Source organism: Bradyrhizobium sp. BRP19, from assembly GCF_020194195.1.
Lineage (GTDB): Bacteria > Pseudomonadota > Alphaproteobacteria > Rhizobiales > Xanthobacteraceae > Bradyrhizobium > Bradyrhizobium yuanmingense.
The window spans coordinates 1-14,399 of the sequence record NZ_JADYVZ010000037.1 but is presented as its reverse complement, the minus strand read 5'-3'; the positions used below and the strand labels follow the sequence as shown (position 1 = coordinate 14,399).

Annotated in this window: 9 protein-coding genes and 6 pseudogenes; 6 read left to right on the top strand and 9 right to left on the bottom strand. The window is 59.4% G+C overall.

The annotated features are described in order from the left end of the window. Window positions 1-570 precede the first annotated feature (570 nt). Entirely contained in the window at window positions 571-927 is a 357-nt protein-coding gene (locus I6F36_RS37740; protein WP_225143783.1) for a hypothetical protein, read from the bottom strand. 668 nt (window positions 928-1,595) lie between these two features. Here I6F36_RS37740 and I6F36_RS37735 point away from each other — a divergent pair. Continuing rightward, window positions 1,596-1,814: an addiction module antidote protein, HigA family gene (locus I6F36_RS37735; RefSeq protein ID WP_225143781.1), complete on the top strand. Its 219-nt coding sequence runs from the start codon at window positions 1,596-1,598 to the stop codon at window positions 1,812-1,814. Window positions 1,815-2,489: 675 nt separating this feature from the next. Further along, complete coding sequence (locus I6F36_RS37730; protein ID WP_225173217.1) at window positions 2,490-2,702, top strand: hypothetical protein; 213 nt, start codon at window positions 2,490-2,492, stop codon at window positions 2,700-2,702. Window positions 2,703-3,662: 960 nt separating this feature from the next. On the opposite strand, the pseudogene I6F36_RS37725 reads toward I6F36_RS37730, so the two are convergent. Further along, window positions 3,663-3,815: pseudogene (locus I6F36_RS37725) on the bottom strand (transposase); the annotation flags it as partial. A 700-nt stretch (window positions 3,816-4,515) separates the two neighbouring features. On the opposite strand from I6F36_RS37725, the gene I6F36_RS37720 reads away from it, so the two are divergent. After that, window positions 4,516-4,812, top strand: a complete 297-nt coding sequence (locus I6F36_RS37720) for a hypothetical protein (RefSeq protein WP_225143777.1) — start codon at window positions 4,516-4,518, stop codon at window positions 4,810-4,812. Between the two features lie 642 nt (window positions 4,813-5,454). Here I6F36_RS37720 and I6F36_RS37715 read toward each other — a convergent pair. Continuing rightward, a pseudogene (locus tag I6F36_RS37715) lies at window positions 5,455-5,935 on the bottom strand (hypothetical protein); the annotation flags it as partial. A gap of 234 nt (window positions 5,936-6,169) precedes the next feature. On the opposite strand from I6F36_RS37715, the pseudogene I6F36_RS37710 reads away from it, so the two are divergent. After that, window positions 6,170-6,938 (top strand): annotated as a pseudogene (locus I6F36_RS37710) (IS30 family transposase); the annotation flags it as partial. 35 nt (window positions 6,939-6,973) lie between these two features. On the opposite strand, the pseudogene I6F36_RS37705 reads toward I6F36_RS37710, so the two are convergent. The 3 genes and pseudogenes from I6F36_RS37705 to I6F36_RS37695 form a co-directional block, all read right to left on the bottom strand. Then, a pseudogene (locus tag I6F36_RS37705) lies at window positions 6,974-7,317 on the bottom strand (IS30 family transposase); the annotation flags it as partial. 266 nt (window positions 7,318-7,583) lie between these two features. Beyond that, window positions 7,584-8,771, bottom strand: coding sequence for an asparagine synthase-related protein (locus tag I6F36_RS37700; protein ID WP_225143775.1), 1,188 nt, complete (start codon window positions 8,769-8,771; stop codon window positions 7,584-7,586). 78 nt (window positions 8,772-8,849) lie between these two features. After that, window positions 8,850-9,170: a hypothetical protein gene (locus I6F36_RS37695; RefSeq protein WP_225143773.1), complete on the bottom strand. Its 321-nt coding sequence runs from the start codon at window positions 9,168-9,170 to the stop codon at window positions 8,850-8,852. Window positions 9,171-9,605: 435 nt separating this feature from the next. On the opposite strand from I6F36_RS37695, the gene I6F36_RS37690 reads away from it, so the two are divergent. After that, the gene (locus I6F36_RS37690) at window positions 9,606-10,175 is read left to right on the top strand and encodes a hypothetical protein (protein WP_225143771.1); all 570 of its coding nucleotides are present in this window, start codon (window positions 9,606-9,608) and stop codon (window positions 10,173-10,175) included. Window positions 10,176-10,177: 2 nt separating this feature from the next. Continuing rightward, window positions 10,178-11,302: an ABC transporter ATP-binding protein gene (locus I6F36_RS37685; protein WP_225143768.1), complete on the top strand. Its 1,125-nt coding sequence runs from the start codon at window positions 10,178-10,180 to the stop codon at window positions 11,300-11,302. Window positions 11,303-12,437: 1,135 nt separating this feature from the next. Here the strand turns inward: I6F36_RS37685 and I6F36_RS37680 are convergent. The 3 genes and pseudogenes from I6F36_RS37680 to I6F36_RS37670 form a co-directional block, all read right to left on the bottom strand. Continuing rightward, a pseudogene (locus I6F36_RS37680) lies at window positions 12,438-12,521 on the bottom strand (IS66 family transposase zinc-finger binding domain-containing protein); the annotation flags it as partial. Then, window positions 12,518-12,721, bottom strand: coding sequence for a cold-shock protein (locus I6F36_RS37675; RefSeq protein ID WP_225143784.1), 204 nt, complete (start codon window positions 12,719-12,721; stop codon window positions 12,518-12,520). The gene I6F36_RS37675 and the pseudogene I6F36_RS37680, both read right to left, overlap by 4 nt. A gap of 1,503 nt (window positions 12,722-14,224) precedes the next feature. Then, window positions 14,225-14,399, bottom strand: a pseudogene (locus tag I6F36_RS37670) (IS701 family transposase); the annotation flags it as partial.

Here is a 14,399-nt window from a genome sequence, read left to right as displayed (position 1 = left end):
TGCAGGCGCTTCGTGGCGGGCTACAGGGTCAAGGTGTTCGCTTTGGTCTGAAAACTGATGGCCGACCGGGGCACTGTCCGTCCCAGTTGGTCCCGCCGAACTTCGGACTGCAGGCTCACGCTCGCGTCGCCAAATTGCCCCGACAACGTGCTGCCCATCACGGCCCAGCGCATTCTCTTGCACGCACGGCCTGTACGCGATGGCGGCATTCATCCGACCTGCTAAGCACACAGAAATTTCGCTGGCGTATTGAACAGCAGGCAAGCGGGCCTTTTAATCGATCGTCTTCCTTCGGACGCGCACCCGTTCTCCAACACGCCGTGCGCGATTGAGGCTCGAAAACTACGCAATCACGAGCTCGACCATCTCCATCTCAGAATCACTGAGCCTCACGAGGAGGAGCATTCGCATGGGTAGTCGAGCATGTAGCGAAGCTGGACTGGGGTGATTGTCAGGCTTGCCAAAGGTCCGTTCACCTCGGAGGTAATAGAGCGCCATCGACCCTATTTCACGCTTGGCGAATTGCTCAGCTTGCCGCAGATGACGGCCCGCTCTAAATGATCTTATCTCTCAGCCTTTGCTGAACGATTTCGACCAGAACTGCTCCGCGAAATCCAGATGGCACTTCATCACGTCCGAGGGAGTTTTGGAATTGGCAAGATTCTTCAGAAGATTGACCTGAGCGTGCAGAGAGGAAGCAGCCAGCTTTGACCCGTCCTTCAACGCCGCAGCGAACAGGTCTGTTGTCTCTTCGAGGGATTTTTTCCATTCCGGAGACGCAAATGAACGGCTTGATGCAGCCCTCGCTGATTCTCCAACATCGTGCGTGGTGCCTCCCGCTTCAGAGGCTGAAGCCTGGGCGGCCCGTTCGGGCTCTGGATGGGTCTTCCGTTCGCGTTTCTCGTATTCGGGACTTCTCGCGGTCATTCAACGTCTCTCCGTCTGAACAGGATCGCAGCTCGCTGCGTGGTCTAGATCCGACCAAGAGCTTCGGAAAGTACCACAACCGGCAACATGTCGAACCTATCTCATTTGGTAGCACTTGCTCATCGGGATTGCTTAAGCGGATATCCCCACCATTTGCGGGGTATGCGAACGACCGCGAGATTTGACTGAGAATTTCCTGCACGGCATGAAGAACGTTGGCGGCAAGGAAGTCGAGAAGGTCCGCGTTCTAACACTCGACGAACTGAAGCCTTCTTTGCGATCCTGAACGATGAGGAAGCGGGCATCACGGATGGAACGCGCTTGGCGCTGAAAGTCCGTATTGCTGACAGCCCAGCGCCGGGGCGAAGTCGCGAGCATGATGCGTTCCGAGCTTCACGGCCTACACGGGGAAAAGCCCCACTCGGATCATTCCCGCTGTACGGACGAAGAACAAGAAAGCGGAGCACACAGTCCCGCTCTTCCCGACTGCCGTCAAGTTGATCGAGGCGGCCTTGGAGATCGGCAAGCCAGAGAAGGGAGAGGACCAAGGCAACAGACCCGTCGTTGCCAGTCGCTAAGGCGATGCATTCAAGGTTGACTTTGAACAGTACCACTGAACGCAGAATACCGAATAAGCCATGAGGGCTCCGACATGCTGGAGAGCATCAATGGCAGAGCAGAAGGCTAAGCGCGATCCTAACCGCTGCCCGTCTCATCCGGGCGCCGTCCTTGATGAAATTCTACAGTACATCAGGAAGTCTAAGGCCGAGATTGCAGAAGCGCTGGGATTCCAGGCAGCATCTGCACGACATCCTCGCGGAGAAGAAGCCGGTCAGTCCGAAGCCGCCCGGATTGGAAAGCCGGTCGGCAACGGCCCGGCCATCTAGCTTCGTTTGCAGGCAGCCCCCGATGCGTGGCACGCCGACGCGAAGTTGATGTCAGCGAGATCAAGATGCTGGAACCGGCTTAGGGCGACGAGTCCGGGTGCGGGGTCGCCCAAACGGTGTCGCAAGCGATGGTAGCCAGCCCGTCCTCGAAGACCGGGGCTGGCCACCTTTCCGCCCGAGAGGTTCAAATTCCCCAAGGTGCTACCATTGTATGGTGGAGAAGAACTGGAGAGCACCTACCAGTACCGGTGGGTTGCCGCGCCCCGCGTGCATGTCATATTGAAGCGCTCGGCCCGCAACTGTTCGAGCTGGCTCCGCTCATAGGAGTAACCGCCGTGCCTAGGACCGATGTGGTAGCGGCAATCCAAGCATTCACGGACTACGCCCGTAGGCCAAGCCATACCCCGGCAGAAGACACCTAGGGGCCACAGCGAACTGAAGAGCAGCTGGCCGCTCGGCGATTCCGGGTTGAAGTTATCTGCACAAAAATGTACGCGGTGGCGGAGTGCCCTCTTTCGACCTTAGCCGAATTCGAGGCGCTCAGACGCGAGATGGGAAAAGATTTTCCCCCAACGCCACCCGCTTTACTCAACCATGTAATGGACGCATTTTTACGTTGTGGGTCCTACCCGCGCGGCCGGATGACCGACCCTTAATCGTGGACGGAGCCGGATGATGCTTGGCACGTTCTCGCTGCAAAAGATCGACCACGCTATACGCGACTTAGAACAAAAAGTCGCCCACGGCGCGGAAATCAGCCGCGAGGAGCTTGCGAGCGGACTGCGGATTACGAAGCATCTTCGAGATGAACTCGAAGTGGCGCTCAAGGTGATCGATGGCCTAAAGGATCATACCGGTCCCGGGTCGACAGGCCGCTCAAGGTGGTAGCCGCGACCTAAACAGCGGGAACGTTAGCGGCCACGTGGCTCGGCGCCCGCTTGGAGAAAAAGCGCTCTCCCTACCACGCGCCAGCCTCAAACAGCGGAAGAAGCTGGCGGTGGGATACATTCATCGCAAAAAGCCGTGGCACAACTACCAGAACCGGGGTTGCAGCCTCGCGGGGCTCGGGGATCAGCCTCAGATCGCAGGCAGTGCGGGTGAGACTCGGCGCCGTTCGGTTGCGCCGGAGCGGACGCTGTCCCTGCCCCGCCCGCACTGCCGATAGTTAGCGGTCACGTGACTCGGCGCTCAAGTAACCCCCACGCATACACAGGGGAAGCGCTGTCCCTGCCACGCGCCGCTAACCCCCACACGGCCAGCCTCAAAGCAGCGGCAGAAGCTGACCGGGAGGTCATCGCTCGCAGAACGAGCGTAACTTACAGAACCGGGAATGGCCCGTGATTTAGAAGCAGTGGGCGCGACACGGTGCCGGCCGACCAGGGGGGCTGAGTTGAAGCACCTGCCGCATCCGCACTGCTGGTGAGTTTAGCGGAAGGTGACACTCCACCCCACTGCTCTGGAAACCACAGCAATGTCCGTGCCACCCCCGCTAAACCCAACAACCAATTATTGGGACTAGCTTACTGAAAGCTGACGAGACTGCGCGCCCATTCACAAAACGAAAAGCGGCCCACGGGGCCGCTTGCCGTGGAGACAATAAAGACGTTCAGGCCGCAGACGAAAGGCGTTCGGCTCGCTTACGATCAGCGGCAGCCGCACCACGACGACGGCCCGGATCGGCAGTTCTGTGCGTCAAGTTCAGCAAAATCGATCATGGGATCCGGCCGAGCCATCCCCTCGGAGCCGCCGTCGCTCGCTTGCGCAAAAGCGTAGCCCTAGCGAGCGACGGCGGCGGAGAGGGGGGCGTGCATCCCCTTGGTGGGCCTGAGCATCGTCAGGCCGCCGGCGTAGCGCGCGATGGTCCTCGAGCCAGGCCTCATGGCGCTCGACGGTCAGCGCCCGTACCAGCCTTAAACAGCTCTCGGCATTGGGGAGGATTCGCACGACATAGGTGCGCCGCCTGATCTCCTCGTTGAGGCGATCGAGCAAATTGGTGAGATGTCTCGGTGCCAACGTTCCCGCTGCGGTGTTCTACATCGTGGAGTATGGTGCGACCATCGGGACAGCGGCACCGGGAGCACGAAGTGCGGGCAGGCCGATGTTATTCCAGAGCCGAGAGCTCGAGTTAGTAGCTGGCGGCCGCCTCCGTGATGGGCTCGAGTATCCGGAGGTCACGCGGGTCGAACTCGATCGAGCGGCGCCCCCTCCACCGGCGTATCGGCGCGGCCCGCGCCCATCTGCGCCATGTGCACCGCGATTCTCCGCGCGCGCTCACCTGCTGCGGACCTCACCATCGAGATCGAGCTCGGAGGGGGATGGCATCCGCTGCGAGACTCATGCCCAGGGCACGGCCGTCGAGAGGTGTCCGGGGCTGGAGGACATCTGCATTGTGCAGCGCGTCGTCGGTCATAAGGTCACCTGCAGGCGGTACGATCGCGCGAACGATGTTCTTGTCGATATCGCCCCTCCAGCCTGGAGGTCGGGAGTAATGAGATGGGGGAGTAATGACATGGATTGGCGCCGCGACCTCATGCTGTGGCACCCGCGTCTGTTCCTCACGACGGCCTAGGAGCCTAGCCGCTCGTTCGGCTACCCGCACTGCGATCGAGGGTGGCAGGATATCCTGGTCCGGCTCTGTCGCAGGATCGAAGTCGCGCTCCGCGACGGCGAGACCTTCGAATTCGTCCGCATCAAGCAGAAGATGGGCATCCTGCTCGTCGACTGGGACACCGAAGCCTCGAAGTCCACCGAGTCCGCGATCGGCCATGCAGTTGACCTGGCCGTCGCCCGCTCCGCCTGCACCTGCGAGATTTGCGGCGCGGAAGGCCGGCTGCATGCCAACAAAGGGTGGCTCGAAACCCGCTGCGCAGAGCACGCGGCCGGCGATCCAGTGCCGCCCCGCTTGGGGCAGCGCTTCGACAACGTCCGCCGGCTGCGCCGCTGGCGAGGCCAGGCCAGCGTTTACTACGCGCTTACGACCGCGACGCCGACACTTTGACCGAGGTGCCGCCGCCCTCGCCGCAGCAGGAGCGCTAAGATGGCCAGATTTCGCTGTAGCGCCTAGGACCAGCAAGGCGAGTTCACCTACCATCCGACGCAGCACGATGCCCTCGCTGCGTCTCGAACGAGGTCGTTTTCGCGCCGGCCATCGACGACTTTATTCGAGGCGATGGCGTCAGCCGGGCCTCTCGACCGTGCGGCTCTGGACCATGTCCGACATTCATGTCGAGCTCACCCGCGGCTGACCTCCAGGCACCGGCAGACCGTCCGGCCTTCGACGTCATGGTGGTTGCTGGCGACCTCGCCTACGGTGCGGACATCGACCGTACCCTCGGGAGGCTAAGGCCGCCGCGGCCGCCAGCAACGTGTTCGTGCTGCAGAACGAGACTATCCGCCTCGGCGGGCGTGACGTTCGCCGGCGCGACGCTCTGGACCGATTCGCGATCAATGGCGACGAGCATCGTGCGATGACGACCGCCGCTGAGCGCATGAACTATTTCAGGAGGATCAGGATGTCAGCCTGTCGGCAGCGTTTCCTGCCGCATAACGCCGCCACTCGGCATTTCAAGTCAGTAGCTTTTCTGAAGGCTGAGATGCGCAAGTCGTGCCGAAGGCACGCTGGTGATTTTCACTCATCACCGGCCTTGAGGTTGTCGCAGACCACGAACGTCGGGGCCCCGCCGAGAAAGGCGAACAGGTGACGTGCGCCCGGATCCAGTCGGCCAATCCCTCGCTCGCGCAGGCCTCGGCGTAGGTATAGTTCGAAGCGCCCATCGCTGCCACCAACAGCTTCATCGGCTGCACTTCCGCGGTCAAGGAGTCGATGACGTCGATGGTGTCGCCGGCGAAATCGACGAACACCTGCTCGCCACCCAGATGGGGCTGCCGCGTTGACGGCCGGGCCCGTCCCTTCCAGGCCTCGTAGGGTCGTGCAGAACCAGGTGTATCCGAAACCGTCGGGATTGCCTGCGCGGTACTCCTCGCAGAGCAAGCGGCGGGTCACATTGCGCCGGCGCAGCTCCTGATGTCTAGGGTGCGCGCGATGGCCTGCGCCGGCAGGCCTTATGTTTTAGCCGAAGAACTTCCTTGATCCGGCGCATCGACAATCTCTGGGTAGGCATCGGGCTTCCTCGTTAACGACGAGGCCCATCCCTAAGCCGGTTGAGTTGTCGGCCGAAGCAGTGCTAGGCTCCGAAAACCTTGCTCACGATCCCGCGAAACACACACGCACTTATGCGGCGGAGAGACTTGCCGGCGGCGTTGTAGCCCCGAGCGGAGCCTATATTCCGGGCCCCGCCGTTCGGTGGAACGGCCGCCGGCATGGCCGGCGAAAGGATCGACGATAGGCCAAAGCATGGAGCCCTGAGCAGATTGCCCGACGCTTGCCGATCGACTTCCCGGACGACAAGACGATGCGCATCAGCCACGAAGCCATTTATCAGGTCTCTCTTCGTACAGGGCCGCGGTGTACTACGCAGCGAGCTGACGGCCTGCTTGCGAACCGGGCGCGTGTTGCGCGTGCCCAGGGCGCGCGCACGCAGGCGAGGCAAGAACTTCGTCTCGCCGGCGATCATGATCAGTGAGCGCCCCGCTGAAGCGGCCGATCGAGCAGTGCCGGGACATTGGGAGGGAGACCTCATTCTCGGTCTTGGCAGCTCGGCGATCGGCACGTTGGTCGAGCGCACGACGCGCTTCACAATGCTACTGCACCTTCCCCGGCTGGCGGGCATGGCGAAGTTCCACGTAAGAAGAACGGACCTGCACTCGCGGGACACGGAGTGGAAGCCGTGCGTGACGCGATCTCGCGCACCATCATCACTTTGCCCGAAGAGCTACGTCGCACGCTGACTTGGGATCAAAGGAGCGGAAATGGCTCAGCACGACCGCCTCAAGATCGATGCGGGTATCCAAGTCTACTTCTGCGATCCTCAAAGCCCTTGGCAACACGGCACTAACGAGAACACCAACGGCTTGCTGCAGCAGTACTTCCCGAAAGGCACAGACCTGAGCATCCACAGCGCCGACGAGATATCCGCTGTAGCAGGGGTCCTGAATGCCCGACCGAGGAAGACACTGGGCTGGAAAACGCCGACAGAAGCGCTTGACGAATTATATCATGAGTGAAAAATTGGGCGCTGCGACGACCGTTTGAATCCGCCCTCGTCCGGGAAGTCGATCGACAAGCGTCGGGCAATCTGCTCAGACTTCCATGCCTTGGCCCATCGTCGATCCTTTCGCTGGCCATGCCGGCGGCCGTTCCACCGAACGGTGGGACCAGCAATACAAGCTCCGCTCGAGGCTACAACACTGCCGGAAAGTCTCTCCGCCACATAAGTGCGCAAGGCTGCGTTGGGCGCAAGCTTAGGCGGCTTGGGCCGGCGGGCAGATCGGTCTGTTGCCATTGTGCAGTTGTGGCCCGATAATCCAACCCGCCGCCGCGGGTAGCCGCGTTCCGCCGCGATTCACGGGAGACCTCCGCACGGGTGAGAGCACGTGCCACATTGCCGCATCTGCAGGGTTGGCTTCGCCATTCGGCAGAACAAGGAGGCGCTTGCAATCGCCATTCCGAGTATCGTCGTGAATCGCGACTTGCCCGATCGCCTTGTAGAGCGCCGTGCGCGCGCAACTCGACTTCACCTCGTAGATTTCGCGAAAGACGCCGCCCGGTCTGGTCCCCGAGATCAACATAGCTGTCCTTGAAAAATGGTCTTAAGCGGTAGCTGCAATGAACGGTACTTTGCGGAAGTCCCATGGCTGATAATGGCGAAATCAACAGAGTTGCCGAACGAAACGTTCCGCCCATAAAAAACGAACCAAGGTGCTCGTTGCGGAAAGTTCGTGTGTTGTTATCACCCTGTTCAAAAGCGCCATGACAGCCTCCTGCGAAACCAGGCCGAAGTCGGCTAAGGCGCAAGAAGCAAGCTGTGATGAAATTATGTCCGCACGAGCCGCAATCGCCCTTGGCAGCACAAGCGCGAAAGTCTCCTTTGCGTAACCGCGTGGAAATACGTCAGAGCCCAAGCGCTCACGCAAATAAGAACGGAGAAGTTCCTTGCCCGAGCGAAGTGCAAACGGAAGCTTAGCTCCAAAATTAATCAATCTCGGATCGCCGAATGGGCGGATGGGCCAAAGTCCTCGCGTCGCGAGTGGGCGAGCATGACAAAGACTTGCCAGCAGAGTTGTGGATAGAGTGGCGCTGATGGGGGCGCTAAAAAGGAAGGATGAATGAGCGGCGTCGAGCCCGCGTTTCGTCAACAGGTCTTCTGCAAGTCCAAGCGCGATATCCAGGTGGGGTGAAGACGGAGATTTGGGTTCCTCCTCGTCGTTGCTGAAGCGAGCGCAAAGCTCGTCTCCTCCTATGCCGCTCCAGATTATTTCGCAGCCATCACCGCGAAACCGATCCCAGAGTGACCCGAACGCCTCGAGGTAATACTCTGAAATGAGTGGCAAGCGTCCTTTCAGGTCAAGATCTAGATCAATCGTAGGCATGTGGGCGTGCATTTCAACTTCGTGATCGCGGCAATTCAGTGCGCTCAAAATGCTCGCTCGGCGGTCAATCTGCTTGGGGCTACTCCCGTCGCCCAATAGTATCCCGCCACATGCCAGCGATGCTACGCTCTTGCTAACAGCAATTGCGACGGAAGCGGAGTCCATTCCTCCGCTCAGCTCCACAGCGCTTGCGCAGAAGGCCGTCGGCCGTGAACGAACAACCGCCTGAAGAGTATCAGAAAACTCAAGGGCATGATTGCTCTTCTCTCGTCCATTGAGCTCAGGGGCTGATGAAGTTGTCGCGCCGTACTCAAATGACGTCTCCGATCTGTCGACGTACAAGGTGGCGCCAGCAGTCAGCAGGTTAACGCCAACGCAGGCCTGTCGCGCAGAGTAGAACGTTCTCATAGATAGATGATGGGCTATAATTTCTGCATCAATCGCTCGCGATTTATCCAAAAGATCCACGAAATCCCAGGAAAGCGTAACCGTACGAGTGCGTTCCTCCACGTGGAAGTAAATTGGGAGGCTGCCTATATGACCTGCTCATACACGCAACCGGGGACCCCGGCGAGCGGCCTCGATCACGATAAAATCGAGCGGCCAGTGCATGCAGTCTTGGTAGTGCTGACGAAACTGATCCGTGGACGCATGGGCTATGGGGACCGAATGGACGCCAGTCCCGTCCGCCACCCCTTGACGCTCGCGTATGACGAAGAACCATTGCTCAGAGTTCGTCACTAACGAGCTCTCAAGGCTCTTATGTTGGAATGGCCAGATGTAGCTTTCACCAAACTCTATCGAACTGCCTTTGGCAAAAGGATCGAAGTTTTCCAAATCGGCTATTTTCAGAGTGGCCTTGAGCATTTGTTCCTCGACTTAAACGTTACCGCCTCTCGTGTGAGCGGCGGTAACCGAGTGACGAATGATCTTAAAGGTAGCCCTGGTTAGCGCTGTCGTTAGGGAAAGGAGCCTTCTCTCCCTCAATTGTGGGAGGTGGCAGCACCGGTAAGGGGAGGTCAGTTGTATCGGGCCGCGATGGCCGCTTAGGCGTGTCTGCAGTTGCGCTCTTCATGTCAATCTCCGGGTGATCGGGCTTCTCGTCGTCTCAAGTCGAGGTTTCAGTAAAAGCAAGAGTGGCGCGGCAACGTGCCGAGTCACAATAGAAAGTCTCTCATGTAGAAGGCGGGCGACAACCCACCAATGTCGGCAGTTGAAAGACCGTGCTGGACAGAATTGGGTTGGTGTCTAGTAATGGTGAACGGCAGCAAACCGCACAGCCGCAACTTTACGTGAGATCGTATGGAATTCAGATCGCAAGGCCATGTCAGCTCTCTAAGTGCAAGCAAAGCCCCATTTTCTGGATCCGCCGCAGATCAGGTCAACGACAGCGTATTGTCGCCGGCTTCCGAAATTCTGCATGCGTACTGGCGATCCGATCGGCGCTTGCTTCTCATCGTTGCGGCGGTGGTGCTGATCTCCAGCGCCAGCAGCCTCGCAGGCCCCTATGTATTTTCGTGTCTCATTGATGGTCTTCCGCGCAGCGAAGACATGTCGGCGGTTGCTTGGGGTTTCGCAGGATATGCAGTTTTGATCGGCGTAGCCTCTGCATTGCAGCGCATGCTGCAGTATCTCTCCTTAATGGCAGCCGAGAACCTGGGCTTCATTGCTGCAACTCGCTTCTTCGATCGCATCTTAAGGAAAACCGCAGCCTTTTTTCTTGAGTGCAATCCGGCGGAGATACAGAGTGCGGCCGCTCGCGGGCGCAGCGCATTGACGACGTTGGTCCAGCTTGGGATTGTCGTCTTCATCCCTGCTGCATCCAGATCGCTGCAATCGTCGCCGTTTATGGAGCAATCGCGATTGGGTTGAGCTTGAGTTCCACGCGTCAGGCACGCGCGTTCCTGGATGCGGCGGTCGAAGCCGGACAGGAGAATGCTCGGTTCGTCGGCAACGTCATGAACGCGATGGACGCGTTGCGCCATTTCGGCAGTCACTCCTGGATGAACGAACGCTTTATGATAAGGGCGCGGGAGGTGCGTGATAACTGGCGAGCCTACGTGTTGCACCGACTGGTTTACATCGCCGTGCTCGGCCTCGCCGTCGCGCTACAATTTGCGGTCACACTTCTCCTTCTTATACCTGAATATCACGCCGGCGCGGTCACGATCGGCGGTATGGTGCTATTCAATACGCTTCTGCTTCAGCTCAATATGCCCTTTGAGACGGTCGCGAGGGCGATCTCTGACGTGGCGCGGTTGCGAGCCGACCTCATCCCTTTAGGTAGACTGTGGGCCGCACCAGAAGAGCGGCAAGCATCTCATGCTCACGATTTCAAGCCCTCCGCTGGCCAGCTCTCTTTCGAGAGCGTTGGTTATGCCTACGACAACGGACGCGGCGTTACCAACGTCTCGTTTAAGGCCGGGCGCGGCGGGATTACCTTTCTTGTGGGTAAAACCGGATCGGGGAAGTCCACGATCTTTAAGCTTGCCCTGAAATCGATTGAGCCCGACTACGGCCGAATTCTCGTCGATGGAACCGATATAGCAAGCGTCGATCGCGCGGATTGGTATGCCGCAGTTGCTCTCGTACCGCAGGACGTGATGTTGCTCAATGAGTCGCTAGCTGACAACATTTTGTTAGGACGGCCCCGCGACGAGGCACGCCTTCGCGGTGCCTCGAAAGAAGCCGCTATTCTGCCGTTGATCGAGGCGCTACCAGAAGGATTTGAAACGACCGTTGGAGAACGCGGCTTGAAGCTTTCCGGCGGGGAGCGGCAGCGCGTTGCTATTGCCCGCGCGCTCTATGGCCAGCCGGCGATCCTTCTTCTCGACGAGGCGAGCTCCGCACTCGACGAACGTACTGAGCGGGACATTATGGACCATATACGCACCCTGGCTGAGGATGTAACTGTGCTAGCGATTACTCATCGGAGAGGTGTCATCTCTGCGAGCGACGTCGTGGTCGATCTGACTGACTGCGGATTGTCGGTGACTTAGACGAACGTGCCGCAGCCGTTTCGTAAGACGCCGAGTTTTAGCCCCCAGCATGCCCACGAGCACGACTAGCCGCTCCGCTGTCGGATGCGATCATCGTTGTCGTAGTGAATCTGTCTGTAGATGTCAGCGACAAACTCGCCGAGGGAAGAGAAGCGGACCGGAATCGCCGAGGTCGATCTTGAATTTGTCGTAGAAACTCTCCCGGCACCCATTCTCCAGTGACGGCCTTTCTTCGAGCGGGAGATGGCGATATTGAGCGACACAAGGAAGACGCGGGTAGCTTTCGCGTTGTACTCGGCACCGTTCTCGGGACGAACGATCGCGGGACGGCCGTGCGCAAGGAGCGCATTGCCGAGAGCGGGTAGCGCAAGAATTCCCCGATCTGCCGCCGCAGCGCATGGTCGCGCTCCTACAAACGTGGAGACTGAAACGCCGAGCGATTGCGCGCGCCTCGCGTGCGGCCACGCCGGCGTCTCTCATCTCGTTTTGGGCCTGTTAAGTTTCAGGGTGACGAGGCGGACCATCCTCAGGAGCTCGTCGTCTCCCCTCGGAGCTTGGCAATCTCCATGACGGAACGGCCACTTGATACCGTGCCCGCGATTAAAGAACGGGCGACTCATTAAGCCAGGCTCGAAAGGTGAAGCAGTAAAGAACGCGCAAAGGGCGTTGATTGAGCGACACTATCTTCATCCTGGAACAGACGACGGCATCTTCGGACCGGTGACCCTGAGACTGCGGTGAAGGCATTCCAAGCATCCCACTTTGATTTCGGTGGTAATCCGTTGAAGGCTGACGGAATTGTCGGCCCCAAGACGTGGGCCGCGCTCTGGAGTTGATCGAGCGTGTTTCAGCTTCGACAGGAACCTAAAGGTTATTCAAGGGGCGATGACCGCTTATCAGCCCCGGGGGAGGGCGGAGGGCGCTTCCTCTACAATTCAAGCTCCTTAAGCGTAGGTTGTTTCGAGAATCAGACTGCCAGCGAGCACCAGTGACAACGTTCCCGTTTACTTAGAATCCCCGAGAGCTTCGTCATGTAACCAACTATGGCTTCGAATGGTGCACCCACCTCCACTTGGTCGCTCCCGCGACGAGTTCCGTATCCCCGCCTTAGTCGATTGTTCAGCGGGATGCCGAAGGCATACTTGGGACGGTGTCTGACGATGACACGGAACTTCGCCGGCTCCCCATCCAGACGCTCCGACACCTCCTCGCCGATCAGCACCTTCTGCTTGCCGGCATGCTCAGCCGACGCTTCCCGCTCGATGACAAAAGCGAAGATCGAATGTCACGCGTGCCCGGCACCAGATCAGCCCCTTCGCAGTCGCAAAGGCCCGATATGTGCACGAACAAATCTTTGCCGTTGCCGTCATCAGGCCGGATGAAGCCCCAGCCCTTTTCAACGTTGTACGACACTCCCATTCCAGTGTGCATCTTTGCTCCAACGTCTTGCGGCTCGATATTGCCGCCTGCTGCTCCCGAGCTGCGGGTGCACTTTCCGCTCCTAACTTGTCTCGAACGAAGAACTCGTGGACAGGCGGTCTCCTTTCCCGCTCAGGGAGACGCTGATGCTGTGCTACTTACACGGTTCGTTGGTATCCTCGTCCGATATGGCGGCGACGAGCGTGAGCGAATCCGATCGCCACCACTTGAACATCTGATTCACCTCGCCTCCACAGCAAACCGGCGGGGCGGGCCAGACGCTAGCGGCGACGCGGCGCCGAGCCCGCCCCTAAACATCACCGCATCTGGAGCATTCGGTGATGCTGCCCAGACCGAGCAAAGGCCGTGCCGAGTCGAGAATTGGAGGTTCTGCAGGCAGTTCGGAGCGGGGCTCTAGGGTCAGTTGTCGGGCTTGGTCTGAAAGCCGACAGTCGACGCGTTACTTGTGCGACCCTGCCCCGTCCTGCCGGACTTCGGACCAATGGCAACGATCACGTTCGCCTCGTCCGATCCAGGCTCGCGGTTCGCCCTCGGCACCTAGTCCGGACAAGCCAATGCAACCACCACCTTCTAACCGGTCGCAACAGCCGTCACCGCCGGGATTCGGACCGACCTATCGACGGACAAGCGCGACCCGTTGATGAGGCATGAAGCCGACATGCTGATCGGGAAATATCTCGCCGGGCGGCTGTGCGCCGGTGAATACGTGCACTGTTCATCCCTGTGGTTGAAGTTAGCGGGCACGTGACTCGGCACCTGATTGGTAGGTGGCGGCGACTTGGAGATCAGCCTTGGATTGTAGGCAGTGCGGGCGCGACTCGGCGTCATTCGGTTGCGCTGGAGCGGACGCTGTCCCTGCCACGCGCCGCTAAGCCCGAAACGGCCAGCCTCAAAGCAGCGGAAGAAGCTGACCGGGAAGGTCATCGCCTGCAGAGCGGATCGCATCTACCAGAACGGCATTTCGCCGTGATTTGGAAGCAGTGCGGGCCCGAGTGGGAGTCTACCGGCCGGGGAGGCTGAATTGAAGTCAAAGCACCTGTCGCGTCTTGATTGCCTGCTCCCGTTCCAAAGTGGCGATGATGGTCTGCTGGCTAGTGATTGTTAGGCAGACGGTCATAAGCGCCAGATCGGAACGGCTCGTTTCGCATCAAGACGCGCGACCAGCGATCAAGATGGGCGCCGCGGATGCCGCGACAAAATTCCGCCGTTGTACACCTAGACGGACCCTCGATTTCAGACTATCTCCCGAACGTCTCTGCAGAAATTGGCGGCGCTTCTTGTCAAACATGAAAAGTCCCTCGTATGGCGGCCAGTCGAGCTCTACGGCGGTGGCGGGTTGATCATTTCAAGTCGCTTTGCTTTAGACATGAGAAACCTCTTTCCGCTCTCGGGACAAGGCACGCAGTCGGATGCTGCTAGTCACTAAAATGGTGCACGGCGCCCTAGCACTACTTTGGCAGATTTGGTTTGTGCTGTGGTTTTTCACGGATTCGTCTTCTGCAGTGCGGGCCTCGCTGCGATGGCGGCCGAAGAATGAGATCGACGATGGCGTGGCGTACGGCGGGCATGGTTGGTTGAGGCGGAGGCCCATTGATTCTTTTTTTTCCGTCCCGCATGTGCGAGGCGACGGTGCTGCAAGAAGGCGTAGGCAATCATT

Excerpts from the sequence above, each read along its gene's own strand:
- I6F36_RS37740 (WP_225143783.1), bottom strand. The coding sequence starts at position 927 with ATGACCGCGAGAAGTCCCGAATACGAGAAACGCGAACGGAAGACCCAT.
- I6F36_RS37735 (WP_225143781.1), top strand. The coding sequence starts at position 1,596 with ATGGCAGAGCAGAAGGCTAAGCGCGATCCTAACCGCTGCCCGTCTCAT.
- I6F36_RS37730 (WP_225173217.1), top strand. The coding sequence starts at position 2,490 with ATGCTTGGCACGTTCTCGCTGCAAAAGATCGACCACGCTATACGCGAC.
- I6F36_RS37720 (WP_225143777.1), top strand. The coding sequence starts at position 4,516 with ATGGGCATCCTGCTCGTCGACTGGGACACCGAAGCCTCGAAGTCCACC.
- I6F36_RS37695 (WP_225143773.1), bottom strand. The coding sequence starts at position 9,170 with ATGCTCAAGGCCACTCTGAAAATAGCCGATTTGGAAAACTTCGATCCT.
- I6F36_RS37690 (WP_225143771.1), top strand. The coding sequence starts at position 9,606 with ATGGAATTCAGATCGCAAGGCCATGTCAGCTCTCTAAGTGCAAGCAAA.
- I6F36_RS37675 (WP_225143784.1), bottom strand. The coding sequence starts at position 12,721 with ATGGGAGTGTCGTACAACGTTGAAAAGGGCTGGGGCTTCATCCGGCCT.